Source organism: Winogradskya humida, from assembly GCF_016862215.1.
GTDB classification, from domain to species: Bacteria; Actinomycetota; Actinomycetes; order Mycobacteriales; family Micromonosporaceae; genus Actinoplanes; species Actinoplanes humidus.
Genome location: NZ_BOMN01000040.1, coordinates 167,215 through 191,373 on the forward strand (window position 1 = coordinate 167,215; position 24,159 = coordinate 191,373).

Below are 24,159 nucleotides of genomic sequence, written 5' to 3' on the forward strand. Positions count from 1 at the left end.
GAGCAGCGATGCACGCCCACCAGCACCGCCCGGCCCCGGCCCCGGCGGTGAGTCCGGCACGGTCCGGCCAGCACACCAGCCCGCACCTACGGCAGCAGGCCGGAAACCGCGCTGCCGTGCAGGCGAGCCGGAAACGCGGCACCCCGGTGCAGCGCGTGCTCACCCACGACGAGCTCCACCGGCATCCCGACGGCCCGAGCCTGGTCCTGCACGGTCCCCGGGCCGCGATACCGGCGACCGGTGCCGACAAGAACCAGGTCCAGGACCCGGAGCTCTGGCGGGAACTGCGCGCCACGCATCGCCATACCTACCAGAGGCCCTGGTTCAAGCGGATACTGCCGGACCGGCGACAGCGATTGGCCATCAACGACTCCCCGGACGAGCTTCGGGAGAACCACCGGAATCCCCGTGGCATGCCCCTGGTCTATACGGTGGGCGGCGCCCAGAGCCGGATCGCACCTCGTCCGCAGGGGACCTATGGCCAATCACGCGCCGACGACTTCGAGTTTCTCGGTCGCCGTGATGCCACGACTCTTCCGTACTGGCAGCGGCAGGACGAACGAGTCGAGACCCTCGCCGCTCACTCGGTTGACCGCTCCGGGCAATTCCAGGCGAACGGGGGCGCGGCTGCGGCGGCGGCCAAGCAAACTCAGACCCAGAACACTCTGGCCGCCACGAATACCGCCCTCGCCGGCGCCACGCAGTTGCTGAACACGGAGAACGGCATCGCGATCGGGGGCGCGCACGCGACAACCCAGGTCTGGGATTTCCTGGTGGACAACCTGGCGGCGTTGCGCGCGCAAGGGGTGCGGACCGTCTACCTGGAGAGCATCAAGGAGGATTCGACCCAGCGGGCCGTGGACGAATTCCTGCGCTCAGGCCGGATGAATCCCGTGCTCGACACGTTTCTGACGAACTACCAGGCGAACTTCGCCCAGGTCGGCTCGGGGCTGCGCCGGTTCCTCATCGCCGCGCAACGGGAAGGGATCCGGGTCAAAGGCATCGACAGCCGCCCTGCCCGGCCGCAGGGGCTGCGCGGGGATGATGCTCAGCACGCCCGGGCCACCCTGATGAACACATATGCCGCGGAAGTCGTCGAGCATGACCGGGCAGGGCAGACCGATCCCGGCAAATATCTGATGGAGATCGGCGCCGCGCACGGTCGGACGCACCACGCCTCGAACCCGCAGCAGCCGCCGCAGGTAGCCGGGTCCACGCTGCCGGCGCAGTTCCCGGGAGTCAACGAACTGCTCGACATCCCCGCGGTCGAGCTCTTCACGGCACCCGGCGGTCCGCAGACCATGCGTGAGCTGCAGTGATGGTTCAGTGACGGTTCAGTCGACGACGAGGTGGCCGCGTTTGGCGTACTCGCGCCGCGCGCCCGCCTCGACGTCCGCCGCGGTGATGACCGCGGCGGAGGAGGCCGTGGCCCGGTAGGCGGCGGTCACCGCGGCGGCGCGGATCGAGCCGCCGCCCAGTTCGAAGCGTTCCGCGATGCCGTCGAGGGCCGCGTCCAGGTCGGGGGACTGCGGTGCGCCGGCCAGGACACGGCGCCAGAGCAGGGCGCGCTCGGGCGGCCCGGGGAACGGGAAGTCGATGACCAGGTCGAGGCGGCGGGTGAAGGCGTCGTCGATGTTGGCGCGCAGGTTCGTCGTCAGAATCGCCACGCCGGTGAACGTTTCGAGGCGTTGCAGCAGGTAGGCACTTTCCAGGTTCGCGTACCGGTCGCGGGCGTCACGGACCTCGGAGCGTTTGCCGAAGATGGCGTCGGCCTCGTCGAATAGCAGGACGGCGTCGGTCCGGTCTGCTTCGGTGAAGACCCTTTCCAGGTTCTTCTCGGTCTCGCCGATGTATTTGTCGACGATCGCTGCGAGATCCACCACGTACAGCTCGACGCCCAGCGACGCCGCGAGGACCTCGGCCGCGAGCGTTTTGCCGGTGCCGGAATCACCCGCGAAGAGCCCGACCACACCGCGCCCGCGCCCGCCACCGCGCAGCAGCTGCCAATCGCCGAGCACCTTTTCCCGCTGCCGGGCGCGTACGGCAAGCTCGCGCAGCAGCTCGGTGGGTTCCTCGGGCAGCACCAGGTCGGCCCAGCCCACGGCGGGCACCACGCGACGGGCATGGCGGTGCAACTGCGAGTCGGAGCGTTGCCGGGCGGCGGCCAGGTGGTGGGTCTCGCTCAGAGCCTTCTTTTCGTACGCGGCCAGCGCGCTCGCATGCGCGAAAAGGTCCCCTGCCGGCAGTGGCATCGCGTCGACCCGCACAGGATGTACGGCCGTCGACCACCGGCTGTCCCACGCCGCGCCAAAAGTCACGAGGGGAACCTCGGCACCGGACAGCGCCCGGATCAAGTCAGCGGGCTGTTCGGGTAGCGGCCCGACGATCAGCCCCGCGCCGCGTAACCGGGCCTCGCGGATCAGCGCCGGCACCACGCCGGCGGGTGCCATGGCCGGGTCGAACCGCAGCGTCGGGCGGCCGAGATTGGTTGCGGGTGCGAGCTCACCGCGTACATGAAGCCTGGTTGTGGGGTTCTGCTGGAAGACCTCCGCCGCGAAGGCGGTCGCCGCGACATGCGGGACCAACCACGCGGCGCGGTTCAGGGACTCGTCGATGGAGTCAGCCCCAAGCAGAAATCCCACAATCCTCTCCGGTACGCGCAGAGCCCGCCCCGGCAACGGCCGTTCGGGCTCCTCCACCTCCAGCAGAGCACCCGCGACCAGCGGCGCCGCGACGTGGAAACGTCCCCGGGCCGCGGGGTCATTCGGTGCCAGCCCGGCCAGCTCCAGGGCCAGGGCGACGGTGGCGCGGCGCCGGCTGACGTCGTCGTTGAGATACCCGTACAGCGGCTCGAAGCTCCGGTCGACGTCGGGCGCCAGCGCGATCATGAGCAGATGGACGTCGAGTTCGGCCAGCCCGAACTCCTTGACGAGCGTGGTCATCCGGTCGCCTGCGGATGCCGTCGGGAGGGCGTACCGGCTGGTCAGCGACGTGCGGGTGGCCAGGAAACCGGCGGCCTCGGCGGAGAGCAGCAACCCCCGCAGCGGATCTCCCGCCGTCGGATCCGTGGCGCTACGGCTGCGCACGAGCTCGGCCACCCGCGACCGGAGCGCGATCAGTACGTCGACGACGGTCATGGGTTCTCGGACAGGTCACGCACGACCGCGACGGTCGGTTCGAGCACGGGCGGACCGGCAGGGTATTCAGGAACCACCGGGAACGGCAGCGTGACCACCACGTCCAGCGACGGTTTCAGCTCACCGCCCAGCGCCGACCAGATGTCCGCGATCGACCGGCTCTCCGCAGGCGGGACGGCAACCGCGATCGGCATCGTGGCATCGAGCGCGCCCAAGGCGGTGCTGAGCACCTCGGCGGGCAGCGATTCGTGGCGCAGCAGGCAGGTGAGCACCGCAGCGAGCAGCCGGTGCTCGTCCTCCGGCCGCTTCGTCCACGCGGTGACCAGGTAGGACAGGCGGAACCAGCGGGGCGGGCGGCGACGGTGGGTGACCCGGTTGGCGTCGTCGCGTACCGGGATCATGCCCCGCTCCCGGCGCGTGATCTCCTCGCGTATGTCATAGAGGTAAGCGTTCACCGTCGGTGCGTTACGTCGCGCCGCCCAATCCCGGGTCGGCGCTTCGAAGACGACCTCGCCGGTGCCCGTGGGCAGCGCTCCGCCGTGAATGAGCCCACGGAGCGCCTCGTCGACATCGTTGATCATCAGATGTGTCCCTCGCGGAGTGCGTACGCGACGGCGTGCGCCCGGTTCCGCAGCCGCAACCGGGTCATCATGTTGTGCAGAATGTTCTTGATCGTGCGCTCGGAGTAGGCCAGTTTGTCGGCGATCTGCCGGGTCTCCAGCCCCTCGGCAACCAGCCGCAGCACGTCGACCTCCCGCTCGACCAGCCCGAACGCCGGCGGCGCGGTGGCCGGACCGGCGCCCCGGCGTAACCGGCCGAGCAGGTCGAGCAACCGCTTGACCAGGTCGGGTGGGAGGTCGCTGCCTCCCCGGGCGGCGGAACGCACCACGGCGGCGAGCCGGTCACCGGTCACCTCGTTGCGCCACAGGATCCCCTGGATGCGGCACTCGAGGGCGGCGAGCAACTCGGGCTCGCGCAGCTCACCGGCGATCAGCACTACCCGGCGGTCCCCCTTGCGTGCCACCCGGCGCAGCTCCATCAGGCCCGGCTCGTCAAGCCGGTCCACCACCATCACCGCGACCCCTCCCGGGTTCGAGGCCCCGCCGTCCTCGCCCTGCCCGGGCCGGTCCAGCACCGTGATACCGGGCTGGTAGCCGAGCTGCCGGGCGACACCGTCCCGGGAGAGCGGATCGGTCGTGTGCACTGTGACCGTGATGCGTTCCACCGCCTCGTCACCCCCTTCTGACTAGCTCTTGCCGGCCTTCTGACCGACCGGATTGACGGCGAACCAGGTGTTGCCGATGCCTTCGCCGTTGGTGTCGCCCGGCTTGAGGTCACCGGCGAAGCGGTAGACCGGCCAGCCCGAGATGGTCACCTGCGTGGTGCCGTCGGGGCGGGCGAACCCGCCCAGGTATGAGCCGTTGATCCCGACGAACTGGATCGTGTCCTTGGTGAGCACCGGCGGCCACTTCTTCGCGCAGTCGTCGTAGCAGGCCGACTTCGACGGTTTGGCGTTGTCGTCGTCGAAGCGGTAGAGCGTGTATCCGTCGCCGTCCACGACGACCTCGCCGAGCTGCGGGTTCTGGTAGCTGACGACCTTCGCCGGCCAATAGCCGCCGGTGGGGTTCAGGTTCGGGATGACGGCGGTGGGCGCTGCCGCAGCCGGGGTGGTGGGTGCCGGTGCGGCGGCGGTGTCCTGCGCGGGCACCTGCACCGGTTGCTGGACCGGTGCCGGGTCGTTGCCGGTCAGCCCGCAGGCGGAGAGCAGCGCGGCACTGCAGAGCGCGGCCGCGGCCACGACCAGTCGGTTGGTGTTCACGGAAAAACGTCCCCCTCACATCGTCCGGCGACCGTCGCCGACCGATGGATAGAGCAGACCCGGCGGGGAAAGGTGTTGGCATGACTCCCGATAAACGCCGGATAGACCCGCAGGTGGGTCGCTCGGCATCCACCTTTGGGAGGAATGCGGTCCGGGTCCGGGTAGCGCAATCTGGGACCATGACGTCAGCTTTCGCCGGGGGTTGGCGCCCTGCGACCCTGCTCGGTCAACTAGCCGAGTCCGACCGCGCCGAGCTGCTGAGTCTCGGGGTCGAGCACGACTATCCCGCCGGCGGCGTGCTGATGTTCCAGGACGACTCCCGGCGCGACGTGTTGCTGCTGCTCAGTGGCTATGCGAAGGTGACAGCCGCCGCGGAGGGGCACACGGTGCTGCTGGCGATCCGGGCTCAGGGCGACGTCGTGGGTGAGCCGGCCGCGCCCACCCATGCGGCGACGATCATCGCGTGCACCCCGGTGGTGGCGCGCATCGTGCCGCTCACGCTCCTGACGGACTACCTGGTCCGCCGGCCGGCCGTCGGTGACCTGCTCAAGGCGCTTGTCATGACCGAGCTGACCGGTGCCAACCAGCGCCGGGACGAGTTCGCGACGCTGACGATCCGCGAGCGGCTGGCCCGGGTGACGGGCGAGCTTGCCGAGCTCTGCGGCTCCCCGGCCCTGCCGGCCTGGATCACGGAAGCGGACCTGGCCGATCTGGTCGACGCCCCGGTTGCCTCGGTCCCGGCCGCACTACGCAGCCTCTAGTTCCTTTTTCCGTACGCAGGCCTTCGTCGTCAGGATCCGACCTCGTCGACCTGGGCGAACGGCTTATCCGCCTGCCACACCACATGCACGATAAAGCTGTGGTTCGTCTCGTTGAAGTACACCGCGAGGTTGTCGGCGGTGTTCTGCACGGTCGCGACCGAATAGCCGTCCGCCGGGGTCGCGGTCACGAGCTTGATGACGCCCTCCGACGCACGGATGACCGTTTGGCCACCTTCGACCCGGAACGAGCGGACGTACGTGCGGACGTCGTCCTCGCTCGTGGTGACCGTCCAGCCGTCCTCGGTCGTCGTCGTGGGGGGCTTTGTCGTCGGCTTCGGTGATTCCGATGTCTCCGCGCTTTTGGACGGCGACTTGCTCCGGCTCCGCGAAGGAGAAGGCGAGGATGACGGCGAGGCATGCGAGGAGGATTTGGGCGGTTTCGTCGTCGCGATCGGATCCGGGATCGGCGTCGGCGTCAACTCCCCGGAGTCGCGGAGCTGGTCGACCGAGACAAGAGTGCCCTCATCGGCAGTGGCCGTGCGAAGAACGGGCAACATCGCCACCGAGGCGAGAGCGACGCTGGTCAGCGTGGCCGCGCACCAGCCCAGCACGGGGAACCAGCTCCGGGAAGATCGCACGCCGGTTATGTTCTCACTGCCTCTATGGTGTTCGCCATGGCGTTGATCCTGTTGGTCGAGGACGACCGCAACATCACGGCTGCGATGGTGCGGGCGCTCACCGACGCCGGCCATGTCGTGCGGCCGGTCGGGCAGGCGACCGAGGCGCTGAAGGTGGTCACCGAGGACCAGCCCGACCTCGTGATCCTCGACCTCGGGCTACCCGACATCGACGGCACCGACGCGTTGCGGATGATGCGTTCGGTGTCGGCCGTGCCGGTCATCGTGGCGACCGCCCGGCGCTCGGAGGCCGACATCATCGCGCTGCTCAGTGCGGGTGCCGATGACTATGTGACCAAGCCGTTCTCCAGCGGGCACATTCTGGCGCGCATCAATGCCGTGCTTCGGCGTACGCAAGCAGCAGTTGCCCAGGCACCCACAGTGATCATTGTCGGCGACCTGGAGATCAACCCCAGACAGCGTCGCGTCGCCCTCGGCGGCCAGGCACTGCAACTGACCCGCCGCGAATTCGACGTGCTCACCTATCTCGCCGAGCGCGTCGGACAGGTGATCAGCCGGCGGGAGCTGCTCACCGAGGTCTGGAACCAGTCCCGGATCGGTGAGGAACAGACGATCGACGTCCACATCAGCTGGCTGCGGCGCAAACTGGGCGAAACGGCGGCGGCGCCGAGATATCTGCATACCGTACGCGGGGTGGGCGTGATGATGGTCGATCCGCGGTGAGATGGGAACTGAACCGGCTCGCGCTCGCGATCACCTCCATGGTGGCCATCGCGTTCCTCGTGCCGCTGATCTACGCGACCGGGAAGATCGCGCATGACCGCGCCCTCAGCGACGCCCGCCAGCAGGCCGCGGCGATCGTGGCGGCGCTCGCCGTCGACGCCGATCCGGGACTGCTGAACAACGCGGTGGCCAGCACGATCGCCGGCAGCACGGGCCGGCTCGCGGTCCACCTCCCCGGCATCGACACCGTCGGCACCACACACGTGGGCGACACCGCGATCGCGCAGGCCAATCAGTACCGGCGCTCGGTGACCGCGGATGTGCCGGGCGGGCTCGCGTACCTGCAACCCAGCGTCCTCAGCGACGGCCGGTCAGCGGTCATCGAGGTTTTTGTCCCCGACGAGGAGATGCGCCGCGGCGTCTGGCCGGCCTGGCTCGCCCTGGTCGCACTGGCGTTCGTGCTGGTCGCGGGTTCGGTGCTCTTCGCCGACCGGCTCGGCAGTCGCCTCGTCAGGGCAACCCGCGAATTGGCCGGTTCCAGCAGACGTCTTGGTTCAGGCGATCTGCGGGTACGCGTAGAGCCCAGCGGTCCCCGTGAACTCCAGGACGCCGCCCACGCGTTCAACTCGATGGCCGCCGACCTGCGCCGGCTGCTCGACGCCGAACGTGAACTCGCCGCTGACCTGTCACACCGCCTGCGTACCCCGCTGACGGCCCTGCGCCTCGACGCCGAGACCATGCCACCCGGCCTGATCGCCGACCGCATGCGTCAGGCCTGCGACATGCTCGACGAAGAACTCGAAGCGATCATCGCGGGTGCCCGCCTCGGCGTCGAAGCCCGAGGTAACGAGCAGTCCGACCTGATCGAGGTCCTCGCCGACCGGCTCGCGTTCTGGTCGGCGCTCGCCGAGGACCAGCAGCGCCCCTGGGAAGTCATCGGCGGCCAGACCCCGGTTCCGGTCCCGCTCCCGCGCAGCGAACTGATCCTGGCCGTCGACTCCCTGCTGGGCAACGTCTTCGCACACACCCCCGAAGGAGTCGCGTTCCGGGTCACCGTCTCCCCGGCCGGCCTGCTCGTCGACGACGCGGGCCCCGGCATCGCCGACCCGGCCGCGGCCGTCCAGCGCGGAGTCAGCGGCGCGGGCTCGACGGGCCTGGGGCTGGACATCGTGCGCCGCGTCGCCGAAGCGGCGGGCGGGCACATGGAGATCAGCCGGGGGCCGTTGGGCGGGGCTCGGATCGGGCTGCTGTTGGGCGTACCCCCATCGGCACCACCGGCACCACCCGCCGAGGTCGGCCGCCGCCGCCGTGGCCGAGCCGCTTCATAAGTCTTTCCGCTCTCTTTAAGGCTCCTTTATGGAAGCCGCGGATACGGTCCTCCCGTCCCGTGGTTTCTTCTTGGAGGATTCAAAATGCGCAGGTCGGTCGCCTATCCGTTGGTAGCCCTGGGAGCGATCGGCTCAACGCTGGCGGTCGCCTCGCCCGCACTGGCCCACGGCTACGTCTCGGCACCCCCGAGTCGCCAGGCCCTCTGCGCCTCAGGAGCCGTCAAGGACTGCGGCCAGATCCAATTCGAGCCCCAGAGCGTCGAAGGCGTCAAAGGCCTGAAATCGTGCGACGGCGGCGTCTCCCAGTTCTCGATCCTCGCCGACGAAAGCCGCAACTGGCCGGCCAAATCAGTAGGCACCAACGTCACCTTCACCTGGGTGATGACCGCCCGCCACCGGACAGCCGACTGGCAATACTTCATCGACGGCAAAAAGGTAGCCACCGTCAACGGCAACAACCAGCAACCGGACGCCGTGGTCACGCACAACATCGACCTGAGCGCCTTCCCCGGCAAGCAGACGGTCCTGGCAGTCTGGAACATCGGCGACACCGCCAACGCCTTCTACAGCTGCATCGACCTCAACGTGGGCGGCGGCTCTGCCCCAGCACCTACGCCTTCCGCGGCGGCTCCTACCTCGGCGGCTCCCACTTCTGCAGCTCCTACTTCTGCGGCTCCCACTTCGGCAGCTCCTGCTCCGGCTACTTCTTCTGCGGCTCCGGTCTCCTCGTCCTCTTCTTGGGCGCCAGGCGTGTCATACAAGACCGGCGACAAGGTGAAGTACGAAGGCAAGACCTACGAATGCCGCCAGTCGCACACATCCCTGAGCAGCTGGGAACCGTCGATCTACACCCTCGCCCTCTGGCTCCCCCTGTGAAGCGCCTGGCCCTCGCGACAGTGCTGCTCCTGACCGCCTGCGGCACCGCGCCAACCACTCCGCCGGCAACCACCGTCTCCGCAGCCGTCAAGGCATCCGGCACTCACAACGACACCGACACCATGTACCTGCAAATGATGATCGCCCATCATGAGCAAGGCCTGGAAATGGTCCGCCTTGCCGAAGACAAGGCCACCCGCCCCGATCTGAAAACCCTCGCCGCCGCAGTCGACGCCACCCAATCAGACGAAGACACCCTGATGAAAACCTGGCTAACCGACTGGCAAGAACCCACCACAGTCGACCACGCCCCCACCACCCACGCCGACCACGGCGGCCTCCCCGCGACCGGCCCGGAAGAAATCGCAGCCCTCAAAAAAGCCAAGGGCAAAGATTTCGAAACAGCCTTCCTCAACCTCTTCGTAGCCCACCAACACAACGCCGTCGAAATGGCCACCCTAGAAACCACCGACGGCACCAACGAAGAAGCAAAGTCCCTAGCCACCCGAATCCGCCAAAGCCGCACCGACCAGATCCAACAAATGCTGACGATGCTCAACAGCTAGCCCTCAACCTCCCCGACCTGGCATCCCCCGGCTGATCCCCCTCGCAGCCGCCAGCTCGGCAAGACGGGCCCAACGGTCTCCCCTTCAAGACCGCCAAAGCCCAAGCTCCGGCCGACCCGCCCTAACCGCGCGGGCCGGCCGGAGTCTGTTCGTGAGGTCGGTCAAGCTGCCATCAGGCGAGCCGCGTGGAAGACGTCCGCCGGAAGCGGATGATCCAGCCGCCATTCGATCCGCATGGGCCGATCACCGCTGTGGCGCTCGTAAACCATGGTCCCTGCGTAGAGGAACGGCGGAACGCCGAGATCGCCGTCGGCATCCTTGACGTCACGAAGGAACAGATGCACCGATGACCCGCGCTTGAAGTGGTGAACGTAGCGCTGCCCGGTGGCCGAGGCCGTCGAGGTGGTGCTCTGCGACTCCCATTGGAAGAGCGAATCCGTGATGGCAACGTCCTGGTACATCGTCGTTGGCGAGTAGTGCTGCTCCGTCTTTGTCAGAGTCACCAGGAAGAAGTCAGCGTTCTCATCGGGTAGCCACTTGACCCCTTCGCGCATGTTCGACGGGTCGGTCATGCCGAACGCGGCGCAGATTTCGTTCTTGGAGTAGCGGGCATGCAGACGCAGCGGGCTCACGCCGGTCTGGTCCATCCGTGAGGTAACCCGCGCGATGCGTGCCTCAAGGACGTCGGCGATCTGCTGTAATTCCGCACGCCGTTGAGGAAAGTCGGCGAGTCGCCGCGCGCTGTCCGCCAGCGGGTCGCCAAACAGCGACTGATTCATGACGGCACCCAAGCGACCACCGACCGAGCGCCCGACGGCCAGCTGCCGGAGTGCCTCGATCCGGTCCGGGTCGTCGAGATGCAGCATCCGACCGATCGCCGCGCTGAGGGCCTCGTCGTCCGTTCCGGTAGGCGCCTCGAGCCCAGCTTCTTCCCGAAGCCCGGTCCATCCGCGACCCTTCTTGCGGCGGTACAGGTCCTCGATCTCGAACCCGGTCTCCTCGAGGAAATCGGCCAGGCTGACGTCCTGAAGCGCACGAAGCTCGGCCACGAGGTCTTTGCGCTGCAGTCGAAGCGCAGCACGGATGTTATCCAGCACGATCCGCTTGGCAATCCGGTCAAGCTCAATGTGACACCCGGCAGGCAGCGTCGGGAAATCTTGTTCCACGTCGCGGGCGAGTGCGCGTCGGGTCGTACCAGTCAGGGCCCGGTAACGCAGATCGAAGCGGAACTGGCCGTTCTGACCCCCGATGAAGTCGAGGACAGTCAGGCAAGGCTTGTTGTCGGCGAGTCGGAGCCCACGCCCCAGCTGCTGAAGGAAGATGGTCGCGCTCTCCGTGGGACGGAGCATCAGGATGGTGTCGACCCGTGGCAGGTCAACGCCCTCGTTGAAGAGGTCCACCGTGAAGAGCATCTTGAGGCTGCCGTCGTCGAGCTTTTTGATTGCCTCGCGCTGATCACGGCCGTGAACTTCCGAGTGCAGCGCAACGGCAGGAATGCCGACATGGTTGAAGCGCTCAGCCATGAAGTTGGCGTGTTTGATGATCACACAGAAGCCGATGCCGCGCATCCGTGTCACGTCGACCGTGTCACGTACCGCTCCGACGATCAGCCGAACCCTGGCGTCATCGCCCGTGTAAACGTTCTCGAGGGCAGAGTCCTCGTAGCCACTCCCACGCCGCCATTTCAGGGTGGAGAGGTCGACCTCGTCATGAATGCCGAAGTATTGGAACGGCGCCAGCAACTGCCGTTCCAAGGCCTCCCACAGGCGCAGCTCTACAGCGTGCCTGCCGCCGAACCTGTGCAGGATGTCCCGGCCATCCGGTCGCTCCGGAGTAGCGGTAAGCCCGAGCAGAACGCGTGGGTGAAGGTGGTCCAGGATGCTCCGATAGGTCGCCGCCTCGGCATGGTGGAACTCGTCGACGATCACCATGTCGAAGCGCTCGGGATCGAAGTCGTCGAGGTCGAGGGTGCGGAGCGACTGCACCGAGGCAAAAACAAACTGCCACTCGGTCGGGCGTTCCCCGCCAACAAACAGTTCCCCGAAGGTGCCATCTCGCATGACCTGCCTGAAGACCGCGAGGCTCTGGCGCAGGATCCGCTCCTGATGGGCGACGAACAGCAGCGTCCGGATGCCCCGATCGGCGCGAAGCCGGCGGTAGTCCAGAGCGGCGACCACGGTCTTCCCGGTGCCAGTGGCCATGACAACCAGGTTGTTCCACCGATCGTGGACCATCCGCTCAGCATCGAGCCGTTCGAGGATCTCCTGCTGATACGGGTACGGGCGTACGTCAATCGCGCTGATGTTGATCGGCAGGTCATCGCGTTGCGGACCGGTCGCCCGGAGCAGAGCCTGGGCCAGCCGCTCACGATCTTCATCATTCTGGGCGTCATACGGCTCGAACGCGGGATCGTTCCAGTACTCCACGAAGGTGGTCCGGATCGTGTCTACCAACGCGTCTTGTTCGAGCTGGGAGAGCCGTACGTTCCACTCGAGCCCGTCGATCATCGCGCTCTTCGACAGGTTCGACGAGCCGACGTACGCCGTGCTGGTTCCGGTCGGCCGTTGAAACAGCCACGACTTCGCGTGTAGCCGGGTGGTTCGCGTCTCATACGAGATCCGGACTTCGGCGCCCAGCTCCACCAGACGATCAAGCGCCCGCTGCTCGGTAGCGCCCATGTAGGTCGTGGTGATGATGCGGATGCTGCCACCCCGAGCGACCAACTCGGTGATCGCATCCTGGAGCAGCCGAACACCGTGCCACTTGATGAAGGCGCACAGAAGCTGCACCTCCGTCGCCGTGGCCATTTCCTTCACGACCTCGGTACCGATCCGAGGCTGACCTCGTCCGTTGGTCAGCAGCGCTCCTGTCGCGAAGGGGGTTTCGGGACGCTGCGGAAACGCCACAGAAAGGGGTGCCGGTGGACGGGTGACGATCGCGGTGAGCAACTCCGCCGGCGTATTCAAGAGATCGTCGGGTTGAACGGCCCTGGGGGCCTCAGCCTTGATCGCCTCTGCGATCTTGTTGGCGAGTTCGAGTTGCGCTGTGAGACGGGCGTTCCCCTCGCCTTTTACTGCCTTAAGCGCTCGCTCGGCCAGCGCCGCGATGTGCCGGGCCAGCACTTCATGGGAATCGCCCGAGTCGAGCTCGATCCGCTGGACAAGGTCCTTGTCGAAGTCGGTGAGCTTCTGCTGCAGGCCCCGCGTGATGATGTGCTCGTATGCGCCCTCGGCGAGATCCGTCACGGCTGCAACATAGCGCTAGCATCCGACAACGTTTGGTAGTTCATGGGCGATGTCGGGGGCGGCGGTGCCGTTCGGATAGCGTGACCTGCACAGGAGTAGGACGCCGGCTAAGGGGATCACGTGGAGCTGTTGCACTCGGGGAAGGTCCGGGAGGTTTACGCGGACGGGGATGACATCGTTCTTGTCGCTTCGGACCGGATTTCGATCTATGACGTGATTCTGCCGACGCCGATCCCTGACAAGGGGAAGATTCTCACTCAGCTATCGCTGTGGTGGTTCGACCAGTTGGCGGATGTGGTGCCCAACCACATCATCTCGGCGACCGATGTCCCCCAGGAGTGGGCCGGCCGCGCGGTTCGGTGCGAGCGTCTCGAGATGGTCATGGTCGAGTGCATCGTTCGGGGTTATCTGGCCGGCTCGGGGCTGAAGAGCTACGAGAAGGATGGCGCGATCTGTGGCGTTCCGCTGCCCGCGGGCCTGACCGAGGCGTCGAAGCTGCCGGAGCCGATTTTCACCCCGACGACCAAGGCGCCGGTCGGGGCGGGTCATGACGAGAACATGACGTACGCCGAGGTGGAAGTCGCCGTTGGGCCTGATGTGGCTGCGGAGCTGAAGCGGATTGCGCTGGAGGTCTACCGGCGTGGGGCTGAGGTGGCCGAGCGGAGCGGGATCCTTCTTGCCGACACCAAGATTGAGGTCGGGTTCGCGGACGGGCAGCTCAAGCTTGGTGATGAGCTGCTGACGCCGGACTCGGCGCGGTTCTGGGCTGTTGACGAGTGGCAGCCGGGGAAGCCGCCTCGCTACCTTGACAAGCAGTTCCTGCGGGACTGGTCTTCGCAGTCCGATTGGGACCGTACGGATCCCGGGCCGGAGGTTCCTGACGAGGTTGTCGAGGCGACCCGGAACCGGTACGTCGAGGTCTACGAGCGGCTGACCGGCGACAAGTGGCGCTAGGAAGCCAGCTCTTCGGGGTCGTCGATCGGGGCTGAGAGCGGCGGGGCCGGGGCCGTGGTGGTGGCGTTGGCCTCGTTCAGTTCGCCGTCGCGGCGGAGGTTCTCTACGGCTTCTTCGCTGCTGACGTGGCGGATGCCCTCGGGGGAGCTGCCTACGGTGGCGGCGATGAACGGGTCGGTCATGGGGTCCTCCAGGGTGGGGCGGCGGAGGCGGTGCATCAGGTGGGCCGCGCAGGCCGCGGTGAGCACAACGCCGAGGAGCCCGAGCCGCCCGCCGAAGATGATGAGGAGCGGCGACGCCGCCCACAACAGGATGACCGGCACCGGCCGGGGCCGGCTGATGCGGGCCATGCGGCGGGCGAACGCCGGGTCGTCGGCGTGGAGCCCGGCGACCATGGCGTCGAACGTGGACTCGGGCACAGGTTCGCGTTACCCGCACAGCGGCAGGGTTGAAACTAGTGGACCAGGTCGCGGGGCCAAGCGGCCTTACTACCGCACGCGTCGCAGCCGAGCTGTTCGCCGCACTGCGCGCACCAGTCGTTGGTGCGGCGCAGATACCAGCCCAGGGCCACGCCTGCGAGCAGACCGGCCAACCCTATGAGCGCGGCCAGCGTGACGGCGCCGGTCACCTGAAGCCGAGCAGTGCGGCGCCGTCGCCACCTGTCTTGGGGCGGCGGAACGCGAGGGCGTTCTCCTGGCGGCGGTCGAGGGCGGGGTCCTCGTCGGCCCGGTAGGTGACATACGGCGCGGTGAACGTGTCCACGCCCGTGCCCATGTGGCTGCCGGGGCGGTAGGTGACGGTCACTGCCATGACCGAGGATGCCTCGATCACTCCGGCGCGCCAGCCGTTGCGGTAGACCCAGACGGGGTCCGCCTTGTGGTAGCTGTTCGCCGGCGCTACCTCGGCCGGGTCACGCTGCGGTGGGGCCATGCTCGGGGTCGACATCGAGAGCCTCCTGCTTCCGGGATCGACTCGGTCATCGGGTGGGTCCCTGAGCGGTCGCGCCGTGTGACCACCGGAATGGCCACACTTTTCAGCACTCTGCGTCAGCGCACCAACGACCGCCTGTCAGATATCATGCTCGGGATCGAGTGCGTCCGCAAGGTCGGATGCACGTGCATCCGGCACGTGCGTCTGAATGAGAGGATGGCCGAACGTTCGGTTTTCCGCCGGACGATCTCACCCTTAGGATGCAGTGGGCGACGGATCTGCAACTTGCAGGTTTGCGGGCAGTACGGGACAAGGAGCCAGGTGAGCGCGGGTTCGCAGGACGAGGCGCCCAACAGCGGCCCCACCGTGCTCCGCATCCTGCTCGGTGCGCAGCTTCGCCGGCTTCGTGAAGGCAAGGCGATCAGCCGTGAGGATGCCGGCTACGAGATCCGTGCCTCCGGCTCGAAGATCAGCCGCATGGAGCTCGGGCGCGTCAGCTTCAAGGAGCGCGACGTCGCCGACCTGCTGACGATGTACGACGTCAAGGACTCGGCCGAGCGTGAGGCGCTGCTGGGCCTGGCCCGGCAGGCGAACAACCCCGGCTGGTGGCACCACTTCGGCGATGTCATGCCGTCGTGGTTCCAGTCCTATCTGGGCCTCGAAGCCGCGGCGTCGCTGATCCGGACGTACGAGATCCAGTTTGTGCCCGGCCTGTTGCAGACGCCGGAATATGCCCGCGCTGTGATCATGCTCGGTCATGCCGGCGCCACCGCGGACGAGATCGACCGTCGCGTCGAGCTGCGCCGTCAGCGGCAGTTGCTGCTCGAGCGCACCGACCCGCCGCAGCTGTGGGCCGTCATCGACGAGGCCGTGCTGCGCCGCCCGATCGGCGGTTTCGACGTGATGCGCGGCCAGATCGAGGCGCTCATCGAGGCGTCCAAGAAGCCGAACGTCCGGCTCCAGATCATCCCGTTCCACATCGGCGGGCACGCCGCCGCGGGCGGGCCCTTCGCGATCCTGCGCTTCCCGGAGCCGGAGCTGCCCGACGTGGTCTACGTCGAGCAGCTGACCAGCGGCATCTATCTGGACAAGCGGGACGACGTCGACCAGTACGCGATCGCCATGGAGCGCGTATGCATCGACGCCGACCCGCCGAACCACACCCAGGAGATCCTCGGCAAGCTGCTGCACGAGATCGGCCGCCCCAACTGAGAGTGGCCGACCTGATCTTCGGTCGTGGCTCAGTAACTTTCTGTATTTAATTCGCCCGGCTGTCACTCGGGTGGCTACAGAGATTCACCCAAGCAGGTGGTCGAAGTCCCCATCGCGGACCCCACCGAGGAAAGCTTCGATCTCGGCCGGCGTGTAGATCAGGGCCGGGCCCTCCGGGTCGCGGGAGTTCCGCATCGCCACGCTGCCGTCCGGCAGGGTCGCGCACTCGACGCAGTTGCCGCTGGGGTTGCTGCGGCCACTCTTTTTCCAGCTCACATCTTGCAGCTGGCCGGCGGGCATGCCGTTGAAGATGCGCGTCATTACTTGACTCCCTAACGGTGAGACCGGTCCGGGGACCGGCGATGTGTGTCCCGCTGGCTACCTGCTGTGCAGATGCACGTGCATTTGGCCTTGCGTTCTCACATGATTGTGAGCATGATAACGCACGTACCCCACCCCATGGGGATCACGGAGGGTGACATCTTTGCGTGACGGGTTGGTCGCGGAACGGCCCGTGCGGCCACTGACGCGGGGCTCTCTGGCGGGGGCGTCCGAGCGGAGGAAAGGTATGTCTGTCCCGAACACCGGCCCGGAACTCTGGACCCTCACCGATAACGACGCTGTTGACGCGCAGAGACGTTGCAATCCGGCTCTCATCATTCGAGGCGAGCAACGCACCGACGGCATGAGAGCGGCTACCACCCGCGCGGCCACAGTGTCCCACCGGTTCGGAGGGGTGCGCTACGCATTGACCCGGAAGGATGGCTTCCGTCCGGGTCCGTCCCTTCCTGACGATGGCGGTGATTCCCACGCGCGTCACTGAACACGTCCATTGCGCCCGCACCCGCCGCCCCTCGGGCGTCGCAGGCCTGCGTGGCTGGTCAATAACGGCAACAGCGTTCCGCGGCGGCCGTCCGCAGGCCAGCCTCGCGGCATGGCCGATCCACGTCTTCGAGGAGCACGACTACTGCTACGGAATCGGCCCGCTCGTCATGCGTCTCAAACGCGTCGAGTGGGGTAAGCCGATCCCGCACGAGGGCGACGTCTGGCTGGAGGTCGAGGGCACGGTTATCGACCCACGCACCGGCCGCCCGGGCCCTGTCCGTCAGGTCCTGGTGCGTGCCGGCCGCCTGCCGAATCCTCCGGCCCGGAAGCGTCCACGTTTACGGCCCTGACAACGTCATAGAAGAGGAGCGACGCCGGTTGCGGCGTCGCTCAACGCGCGCCCCAGCGGTGCGCAGCCCGGATCCCGGCCGGGCGGTCCGGTTCCCCCGTGCTGGATCGCTCGGCCGGCCGGGTATTCGCAGAGACCCCGCATCCCGACGCGGCAGCCAGATGTCTGCGACAAAAGCCCGACGCGGCAGCCAGACGTCTGCGACGAGCCCGATGCGGCAGTCGGATATCTGCGACAAAAGGATGAAGATCCAAATCTGGATGTCGTGCCTGAGTGGTGGGTGCGGACCGCAACTCCCGTCGAGGCCGGGCCCGGCCGGCCAAGGCGCCGAGGGCGCCAGAACAGCCGCCCGCACCCTTCGTTCTGCGTGAGTTGGCCATCTCACCCCAGGCGTTCCACTCCCGCTTCGGGCACACGCCGATCTTGGCGCGCAAAAATGGAGGCATGACCCTTCTCGGACTCGACGCCGATCAGCTGCTCTCCACCACGCGGGCAGTCCGCAAACGGCTCGACCTCGAACGCCCCGTCCCCGACGAGCTGATCCGTGAGTGCGTCGCCATGGCCCTGCAGGCGCCGTCCGGCTCGAACGTCGTGACCATGCGCTTCGTTGTGGTCCGCGACGAGGCGAAGCGTCAGGCCGTCGGTCAGGTCTACCGCGAGGTCTACGCCGGCTACAAGGCCTCGCCCTACTACCCGGGCCGCTCGACCGGGGACGCTGACCGCGATCGGGTTCAGGGCAGGGTCGCGAGCTCCGCCGACTTCCTGGGCGATCACATGGGCGACGCCCCGGTCCTGGTCCTCGGGTGCACAGCCGGCCCCGATCGAGCATCCGCGGAGGCCGGCCTCGGCAACATCCTCCCCGGCATGTGGAGCTTCATGCTCGCGGCGAGGGCTCGCGGCCTCGGCACAGCCTGGACCTCGATGCACCGCGCCCGCGAACGCGACGTAGCCGAGATCCTGGGCATCCCCTACGAAACCGTCGCGCAGGCCGTCCTCACCCCCCTCGCGTACACAAAAGGCACCACTTTCCACCCGGCCGAGCGCCCCGACCCAAACTCGGTCATCCACTGGGACTCGTGGTGAGCAGCCCCGCCCCGAGGTGCCCGCCCCGAGGTGCCCGCCCCGGGGTGCCCGCTCCGGGGTGCCCGCTCCGGGGTGCCCGCTCCGGGGTGCCCGCCCTAAGTTAAAGAACCCGTCTGGCCGGCTTAGAACAACGGCTGCGTCCCGGGATGCCACGTGCCTTTCCGGAGGTCATGCCACGCATACCCGAACGTGTCCTCATTGACGATCGAGTCCCACGACACCGACGACATCCACGGCCCCGTCTCATCCCGCAGCGCGCCCAGACTGACATTCCCAAGCAGAGCTCTGCCGGACGCGCTGAGGACGGCGTCAATCACAAATCCGTGGCAGTCCTGATCTGACGTCGACACGGAGATGAACACCGCGCCCGGGCATGCCACCCTGACCGCACTCAGGGCGGCGTTCACGCATTGCGCGTCATCCACCAGAAACCGGTCCTTCGGGCGGCATCGTTCACTGCTGCGGACGCGGGGACAAAGACCTGAGGCCGCGGTGGCCCGGCGAAGGGCCCGGCGGGCTGATCGGCGGGTCAGGGCTTGCAGGTCAGGGCTTGTGGGTCAGGGCTTGCGGGCGACGCCGGCCCAGTAGTAGGTGGCTTCGGGGTTGTCGACCGGGGTGTCCGGGCGCCATGCCGAGGTCGGCACGATGCCCGGGGACAGGAGCTCCCAGTCGCCGAAGAAGCGCGCTACTTCGTCCTTGGTGCGCGCTACCAGGGTCATGCCTGCGCCTCGGGCTGCCGCCACCGCCTCGCCCACCGCTGCTGGGTTGAAGTCGGCGGTGGGGTGGGTGATTGCCAGGACGCTGCCTGAGGGGAGGGCGTCGCGGAGCTGGGCGACCAGGGTCCAGGGGTCGGCTTCGTCGGCGAGCAGCATCAGGATCGCGATGAGGGTCAGGCCGACGGGCTGCTTCAGGTCGAGGTTTTCCTGGAGAACCTTTTCGGTCAAAATCGAGTCAGGGTCTCGGATATCCGCCGAGATGTACTCGGATCGGCCCTGCTCGCTGCTGACCATCAGTGCGCGGGCGTGCACGAGCACGATCGGGTCGTTGTCCACATAGACCACGCGGGTTTCGGGGGCGAGCCGCTGGGCGATCTCGTGCAGGTTGGGCCGGGTGGGGATGCCGGTGCCGATGTCCAGGAACTGGCGCAGGCCCTCCTCGGTGACCAGGTCGCGGGCGGCCCGGTGCACAAACTTGCGGTTTTCGGCGGCCATCGCGCGCAGCCCGGGGATCGCCTGCAACATCGCGTCACCGACCTGGCGGTCCGCGGCGAAGTTGTCCTTGCCGCCGAGCCAGTAGTCGTAGATGCGGGCCGAATGCGGCACCTTCGGGTTGACCCCGGGCGGCGCCGTCTCGGCAGGTGGGGACGCCTCGCTGTCGCTCGTCATGCCGACCGCCTCCGCTGATCTGCTCGAAATCGTGAGGGGCCGACCCGGAAATCGCGAGGATGCCCCGAAGCAAGGGGATCAGCGTAGCGCTCGAAGATGATCAATTTCAGCCGTGTCGCCCGGCGGGACGGGAGGCGTGGACGCATCCCCGCATATCGGGTACACCCGGTCCCGACGTCACGGAATCAAGCGCGGGGTGGGCTCGGCGCGGGTCAGGCGGCGTTTGCGCCGTTGCGGTAGGAGCGGTGGCGGCCGTCGAGGTGTTTGCCGGCCACCACCCGGTCGCGGCCGGCGTGCTTGGCTACGTAGAGGTTGCGGTCCGCGATGGACAGCAGGGCGGCCTGCGACGCGGTGTTCGTGTCGGTCAGCCCCGCGACCCCGATGCTCACGGTGATCGGCATGCCGTGGGTCAGCTCGGACCAGTCGTAGGAGGAGATCGCGACGCGGATGCCGTCGAGGTGCTCGCCGGCCGTGGGCCCGGTGATCCCGGGGAGTGCGAGCAGGAACTCCTCGCCACCCATTCGGGCGACGAAGCCGTCCGGCGACACGGCTGCGAGCTCCGTCTCGAGGATCTTGGCCACCTGGATCAGCACCTGGTCGCCGATGTTGTGGGAGAGCTGGTCGTTCACCCGTTTGAAGTGGTCGAGGTCGACGATGGCCACGGTCAGGCCGACGCACTGCTCGACCATCCCGGGCAGCTGCTCGTCGAGGTAGCGGCGGTTGCGCAGGCCGGTCAGCGGGTCGCGGCGGGCCTGCTCGCGGAAGCGTTCGGCCTCCTGGCGGGCCTCGGCCGTCTCGAACATCGCCTGCCGGGTGCGGGCCTGTGCCTCTCGCTGCGACGAGTGCAGGGCGTGGTGGGCGGCAAAGAAGATCTTGTGAACGGCGAAGGCCTCGGCGAACTCGCCACGCGCCGCGTGCAGTTCGGCCTGTTCCTGATGTACGCGGACCAGCACATCCCCGAGCCCCCGCGAGACGCACAGCTCCCGGGACTTGTCGAGGCTGTCCTGCGCACGATCGGTGGCGCCCAGGAACCGCTGCGCACGGGCGAGCGTGAGCTTGTACTCGGCGAGCGCGTCGGCGTCCTCGTACCTACCGAGCTCGTGCCTGCGTACGGCTTCCAGCAGAAGTTTCTCGGCTTCTGAGTAGTTGCCGTTCTCGATCTCGATGGCGCCGATCGTGTCCAGGCCGGCCGGGTCCAGCTCGAGCCCGTGCTCCAGGGCGATCAGCTGGAGCTGGTTGGTCACCGCCTGGGCGCGTTCGTGTTCACCGGCGGCGTGCTCGGTGTACGCGTAGTTGTTGAGCACTCCGAGAAGCAGATGCGGTTCGCCGAGGTCGGTGGCGAGCTCCTCGGTCTGCTCGTACCGGGCACGGGCGGCGTCCATCGAACCGGCCAGCCCGAGCGCGTCGGCGAGCTTGGTGCGGTGCCAGACGTGCATGTACGCCGTCGCACTCCCGTCCAGCAGCTCGACCGCGAGCACGGCGTGTTCCAGGCATTGCGCGGCGTCGCCGAGGTGGCGGTGGATGTTGGACCAGACGAGGTGGGTGCGGGCCTGCAGGACGCGGTCGTCGTGCTCGGCGGCCCAGCGGTGCAGGGCCCAGATCTGGCGGGCGGCGGCGGCGACGTCACCCATGCGCATCAGCATGTTCGCCTGGCAGAGCCGGGCGCGGGTGATCAGCCGCTCGTCGCCGAGGGCACGGGCCTGGCGCTCGTACGCGGTCGCGGTGTCGTACGACGAATCCGCGGCCCAGACGTACTGGTCCTCGAGCTCGGTAAGGGCAGCGGACAGCTGTTCGGCGTCGGTCAAGCGCCCCTGCATCGGCCTGCTCCTCTCGGTGTCACCACGATTCATCGACAACTCGGGCTCCCGCTGAAGAACAATCGCCAATGCGCTCTGTTTCCGAAGGTTAGCCGTGAGTGAACACTTGATCCCACAGTCGCAGACGTGATCCATCTCGCGGCCGCCGGCGGGAAGCACCCGATGTACGTCGTACAGTTGGCGCATGGCCAAGCGGAATCAGCGTCTCAGCAGGGACGTGATCGTCGACTGCGCGATGGCGCTCGCCGATGCCGAGGGTCTGGAGGCCGTGACGATCCGGCGCCTGGCCCAGGAGAACGGCGTCACGCCGATGGCCATGTACTGGCATTTCAACGACAAGGAAGCCCTGCTCGACGCGTTGGCCGCGCATCTTGTCGAGGCCGTCAAGCTGCCACCGCCGTCGGAGGCTCCCTGGGACGCCCAGCTCCGTGACGTACTCGAAGCGATTGCCGTTGCCCTTCGCCCGCATCCGGCAGTGGCCGGAATGGCCGCACGTCAGGTCCTGGTCGCCGATGCCGGCCTTGAACTGACCGAGCGGGTGCTGGCGCTCCTGGCCGAGGCCGGGCTGGAGCCGCGCCGGGCCGCGGAGGTCGCCACGTTCCTGTTCTGCTCGGTCGTCGCGCTGGTCGCCGGCGATCCGGGGCAGCGCGAGGTCGTCACGCCCGAGGATCTGGAAGACCGGCTCCGGCTCAAGACCGCGACGCTCGCGGCGCTGCCCCCGACCCGGTTCCCGCACCTGATCGCAGCCGCCCCGGGCCTGGTCAGCTGTTTCGGCCAGGACGACTTCTTCGATCTCAACCTCGACCTGCTGGTCCAGGGCGTGCGGGGCATCCGCTAGAGCAAAATCACACCTCTCTTGACGCTCCTGTACGCCGTACATATACGTTGTACATGTACGCCGCATAGGGCGGCTTGAGCGTGGGGGTGAAGCGGTGTCCCGTAATCCATGGCCGACCCTGGCCGTAGTGGCAGTCGCGCAGTTCATGGTCGTGCTGGACGTGACGATCGTGAACGTGGCGCTGCCCGACATACAGCAGGACCTCGGGTTCAGTGCCTCCGCGCTGCAGTGGGTGATCAGCGCGTACACCCTGCTCTTCGGTGGTTTCCTGTTGCTCGGTGGCCGGGTTGCCGACCTCGTCGGGCGGCGCCGGATGTTCGTGATCGGCCTGCTGCTGTTCGGCCTGACGTCGCTGCTCGCCGGGCTGGCCCAGTCGCCGGACCAGCTCATCGTGCTGCGAGCCGTTCAGGGGCTCGGCGGCGCACTGCTCTCCCCGGCGGCGTTCGCCATCCTCACCGTCACGTTCGCCCACGGCCGTGAGCGCAACATCGCGATGGGTATCTGGGGCGGCCTGGCCGGACTGGGCGGCACGCTGGGCGTGATCGCGGGCGGCGTACTCGTGGACTCGCTCTCCTGGCGTTGGATCTTCCTGGTCAACGTGCCGTTCGCCATCGTGCTGGCGCTGCTGGCGCCGTCGATCGTGGCGGAGAGCAGGGCATCACAGGCCGGCCCGCGCACGTTCGACGTCGCCGGTGCGCTGCTGAGCACCGCCGGCCTGCTGGCCATCGTGCTCGGCGTGATCCGGGCAGAACCCCTCGGGTGGTCGTCCTTCGAGGTGATCGCCCTGCTCATCGGTGGCGCGGCTCTGCTGTTCGCTTTCGTACGCGTGGAGGCCCGCTCGACTGCTCCGCTCGTACCCCTCACGCTTTTCCGGGTTCGAAGCATGACCACGTCGACGCTCGCGCTGGCACTCAACGGTGCGGCCTTCCTGGCCATGTTCTTCCTCACCGCGATCTTCCTCCAGCAGGTCCGCGGTCTCACCGCCCTCGAAACCGGCCTGGAATTCCTCCCGATGGGCTTCGCAGCGATCGCCAGCGCTGTCGTCTCCGCGCAGCTCGTCACCCGCTTCGGCACCAAGCCCGTCCAGATCGGCGGCGGCATCCTGAGCATCGCCGGCCTCCTCCTGCTCTCCCAGGCCGACGCCACCTCCTCCTACGCCGCCACGGTCCTGCCCGGCCTGGTCCTGTTCGGCATCGGCATCATCGCCGTCGGCACCCCCGCCTCGATCTCCGCCGTCGCCGATGTCACCCACGAACAGGCCGGCGCGGCTTCCGGGGTGGTCAACGCGGGCTACCAGATCGGCGGCGCTCTCGGGTTGGCGATCATCACCACGTTCTCCACCTCGCACGTGGAGAACCTGATCAGCGGTGGTGCGCAGCCCCAGGAGGCGCTGGTCGGCGGGTTCGAGCGGGGTCTGTTGATCGCCGCTGTGTTCGCCGCCGCGAACATCCTGGCCGCACTCGCCGCGCCCCGCCTGCGCCCCACCGAGGAGCAGATGGCCGAGGCCGCAGCCGCCGCCTGATCGCGGAAAACATGGGCCCGGCCGCAAGGCCGGCCGCGCCTGATCGCGGGAAATGTGGGCCCGGCGCAAAGCCGGCCGCACACGGAGCAGCGCCCGGGCGGTTGGCCCGGGCGCTGCTGTGAATTCGGTTGTGCACAATTAAATTGTGCAC

The 24,159-nt window shown here is 67.8% G+C and carries 23 protein-coding genes; 12 read left to right on the top strand and 11 right to left on the bottom strand.

Going from position 1 to position 24,159, the window contains the following annotated elements:
- Positions 1–8: 8 nt before the first annotated feature.
- Positions 9–1,319: a TraB/GumN family protein gene (locus Ahu01nite_RS16965; protein WP_203837490.1), complete on the top strand. Its 1,311-nt coding sequence runs from the start codon at positions 9–11 to the stop codon at positions 1,317–1,319.
- A 15-nt stretch (positions 1,320–1,334) separates the two neighbouring features.
- Here Ahu01nite_RS16965 and Ahu01nite_RS16970 read toward each other — a convergent pair whose 3' ends face one another.
- The 4 genes from Ahu01nite_RS16970 to Ahu01nite_RS16985 are packed head-to-tail and all read right to left on the bottom strand — an operon-like array spanning position 1,335 to position 4,956.
- A complete protein-coding gene (locus tag Ahu01nite_RS16970; RefSeq protein WP_203837491.1) occupies positions 1,335–3,137 on the bottom strand; it encodes an ATP-binding protein in 1,803 nt (600 codons plus the stop codon).
- The gene (locus Ahu01nite_RS16975; RefSeq protein WP_203837492.1) at positions 3,134–3,718 is read right to left on the bottom strand and encodes a Pvc16 family protein; all 585 of its coding nucleotides are present in this window, start codon (positions 3,716–3,718) and stop codon (positions 3,134–3,136) included. Before Ahu01nite_RS16975 ends, Ahu01nite_RS16970 begins: the two co-directional genes overlap by 4 nt.
- Positions 3,718–4,362, bottom strand: a complete 645-nt coding sequence (locus tag Ahu01nite_RS16980) for a helix-turn-helix transcriptional regulator (RefSeq protein ID WP_203837493.1) — start codon at positions 4,360–4,362, stop codon at positions 3,718–3,720. Before Ahu01nite_RS16980 ends, Ahu01nite_RS16975 begins: the two co-directional genes overlap by 1 nt.
- Before the next feature lie 21 nt (positions 4,363–4,383).
- A complete protein-coding gene (locus Ahu01nite_RS16985) occupies positions 4,384–4,956 on the bottom strand; it encodes a hypothetical protein (RefSeq protein WP_203837494.1) in 573 nt (190 codons plus the stop codon).
- A gap of 179 nt (positions 4,957–5,135) precedes the next feature.
- Here Ahu01nite_RS16985 and Ahu01nite_RS16990 point away from each other — a divergent pair, with 179 nt between their 5' ends.
- Positions 5,136–5,717: a Crp/Fnr family transcriptional regulator gene (locus Ahu01nite_RS16990; protein ID WP_203837495.1), complete on the top strand. Its 582-nt coding sequence runs from the start codon at positions 5,136–5,138 to the stop codon at positions 5,715–5,717.
- 29 nt (positions 5,718–5,746) lie between these two features.
- On the opposite strand, the gene Ahu01nite_RS16995 is transcribed toward Ahu01nite_RS16990, so the two are convergent.
- A complete protein-coding gene (locus Ahu01nite_RS16995; protein ID WP_203837496.1) occupies positions 5,747–6,355 on the bottom strand; it encodes a DNA mismatch repair protein MutL in 609 nt (202 codons plus the stop codon).
- Positions 6,356–6,391: 36 nt separating this feature from the next.
- Between Ahu01nite_RS16995 and Ahu01nite_RS17000 the strand changes: the two genes are divergently transcribed.
- The 4 genes from Ahu01nite_RS17000 (at position 6,392) to Ahu01nite_RS17015 (ending at position 9,848) form a co-directional block, all read left to right on the top strand.
- A complete protein-coding gene (locus tag Ahu01nite_RS17000) occupies positions 6,392–7,078 on the top strand; it encodes a response regulator transcription factor (protein ID WP_203837497.1) in 687 nt (228 codons plus the stop codon).
- Entirely contained in the window at positions 7,075–8,406 is a 1,332-nt protein-coding gene (locus Ahu01nite_RS17005) for a sensor histidine kinase (protein ID WP_203837498.1), read from the top strand. Before Ahu01nite_RS17000 ends, Ahu01nite_RS17005 begins: the two co-directional genes overlap by 4 nt.
- An 84-nt stretch (positions 8,407–8,490) precedes the next feature.
- Positions 8,491–9,282: a lytic polysaccharide monooxygenase gene (locus tag Ahu01nite_RS17010; protein WP_203837499.1), complete on the top strand. Its 792-nt coding sequence runs from the start codon at positions 8,491–8,493 to the stop codon at positions 9,280–9,282.
- Positions 9,283–9,311: 29 nt separating this feature from the next.
- On the top strand, positions 9,312–9,848 hold the full coding sequence (locus Ahu01nite_RS17015; RefSeq protein ID WP_203837562.1) for a DUF305 domain-containing protein: 537 nt from the start codon (positions 9,312–9,314) through the stop codon (positions 9,846–9,848).
- A 161-nt stretch (positions 9,849–10,009) separates the two neighbouring features.
- On the opposite strand, the gene Ahu01nite_RS17020 is transcribed toward Ahu01nite_RS17015, so the two are convergent.
- On the bottom strand, positions 10,010–13,093 hold the full coding sequence (locus Ahu01nite_RS17020) for a DEAD/DEAH box helicase (RefSeq protein ID WP_203837500.1): 3,084 nt from the start codon (positions 13,091–13,093) through the stop codon (positions 10,010–10,012).
- A 120-nt stretch (positions 13,094–13,213) separates the two neighbouring features.
- Between Ahu01nite_RS17020 and Ahu01nite_RS17025 the strand changes: the two genes are divergently transcribed.
- Positions 13,214–14,047: a phosphoribosylaminoimidazolesuccinocarboxamide synthase gene (locus Ahu01nite_RS17025; RefSeq protein WP_203837501.1), complete on the top strand. Its 834-nt coding sequence runs from the start codon at positions 13,214–13,216 to the stop codon at positions 14,045–14,047.
- Here the strand turns inward: Ahu01nite_RS17025 and Ahu01nite_RS17030 are convergent.
- Both Ahu01nite_RS17030 and Ahu01nite_RS17035 read right to left on the bottom strand, forming a co-directional pair.
- Positions 14,044–14,466, bottom strand: a complete 423-nt coding sequence (locus Ahu01nite_RS17030; RefSeq protein WP_203837502.1) for a hypothetical protein — start codon at positions 14,464–14,466, stop codon at positions 14,044–14,046. The two genes, Ahu01nite_RS17025 and Ahu01nite_RS17030, sit on opposite strands and share 4 nt — an antisense overlap.
- Positions 14,467–14,671: 205 nt before the next feature.
- Positions 14,672–14,992 carry a hypothetical protein gene (locus Ahu01nite_RS17035; RefSeq protein WP_203837503.1) on the bottom strand — a complete coding sequence of 107 codons (321 nt, stop codon included), beginning with the start codon at positions 14,990–14,992 and terminating at the stop codon, positions 14,672–14,674.
- A gap of 306 nt (positions 14,993–15,298) precedes the next feature.
- Here Ahu01nite_RS17035 and Ahu01nite_RS17040 point away from each other — a divergent pair, with 306 nt between their 5' ends.
- The gene (locus Ahu01nite_RS17040) at positions 15,299–16,189 is read left to right on the top strand and encodes a Sco1979 family transcriptional regulator (protein ID WP_203837504.1); all 891 of its coding nucleotides are present in this window, start codon (positions 15,299–15,301) and stop codon (positions 16,187–16,189) included.
- A gap of 84 nt (positions 16,190–16,273) precedes the next feature.
- Here the strand turns inward: Ahu01nite_RS17040 and Ahu01nite_RS17045 are convergent, their stop codons facing one another.
- Positions 16,274–16,510 carry a DUF397 domain-containing protein gene (locus Ahu01nite_RS17045; protein ID WP_203837505.1) on the bottom strand — a complete coding sequence of 79 codons (237 nt, stop codon included), beginning with the start codon at positions 16,508–16,510 and terminating at the stop codon, positions 16,274–16,276.
- A 479-nt stretch (positions 16,511–16,989) separates the two neighbouring features.
- Here Ahu01nite_RS17045 and Ahu01nite_RS17050 point away from each other — a divergent pair, with 479 nt between their 5' ends.
- Complete coding sequence (locus tag Ahu01nite_RS17050) at positions 16,990–17,364, top strand: hypothetical protein (protein ID WP_239158903.1); 375 nt, start codon at positions 16,990–16,992, stop codon at positions 17,362–17,364.
- A 443-nt stretch (positions 17,365–17,807) separates the two neighbouring features.
- Positions 17,808–18,446, top strand: coding sequence for a nitroreductase family protein (locus tag Ahu01nite_RS17055; protein ID WP_203837506.1), 639 nt, complete (start codon positions 17,808–17,810; stop codon positions 18,444–18,446).
- 557 nt (positions 18,447–19,003) lie between these two features.
- Here the strand turns inward: Ahu01nite_RS17055 and Ahu01nite_RS17060 are convergent.
- On the bottom strand, positions 19,004–19,831 hold the full coding sequence (locus tag Ahu01nite_RS17060; RefSeq protein ID WP_203837507.1) for an SAM-dependent methyltransferase: 828 nt from the start codon (positions 19,829–19,831) through the stop codon (positions 19,004–19,006).
- A gap of 212 nt (positions 19,832–20,043) precedes the next feature.
- On the bottom strand, positions 20,044–21,648 hold the full coding sequence (locus tag Ahu01nite_RS17065; protein ID WP_203837508.1) for a tetratricopeptide repeat-containing diguanylate cyclase: 1,605 nt from the start codon (positions 21,646–21,648) through the stop codon (positions 20,044–20,046).
- 184 nt (positions 21,649–21,832) lie between these two features.
- Here Ahu01nite_RS17065 and Ahu01nite_RS17070 point away from each other — a divergent pair, with 184 nt between their 5' ends.
- A complete protein-coding gene (locus Ahu01nite_RS17070; protein WP_203837509.1) occupies positions 21,833–22,486 on the top strand; it encodes a TetR/AcrR family transcriptional regulator in 654 nt (217 codons plus the stop codon).
- A 94-nt stretch (positions 22,487–22,580) separates the two neighbouring features.
- Positions 22,581–24,008: a DHA2 family efflux MFS transporter permease subunit gene (locus Ahu01nite_RS17075; RefSeq protein ID WP_239158904.1), complete on the top strand. Its 1,428-nt coding sequence runs from the start codon at positions 22,581–22,583 to the stop codon at positions 24,006–24,008.
- Positions 24,009–24,159: the final 151 nt, after the last annotated feature.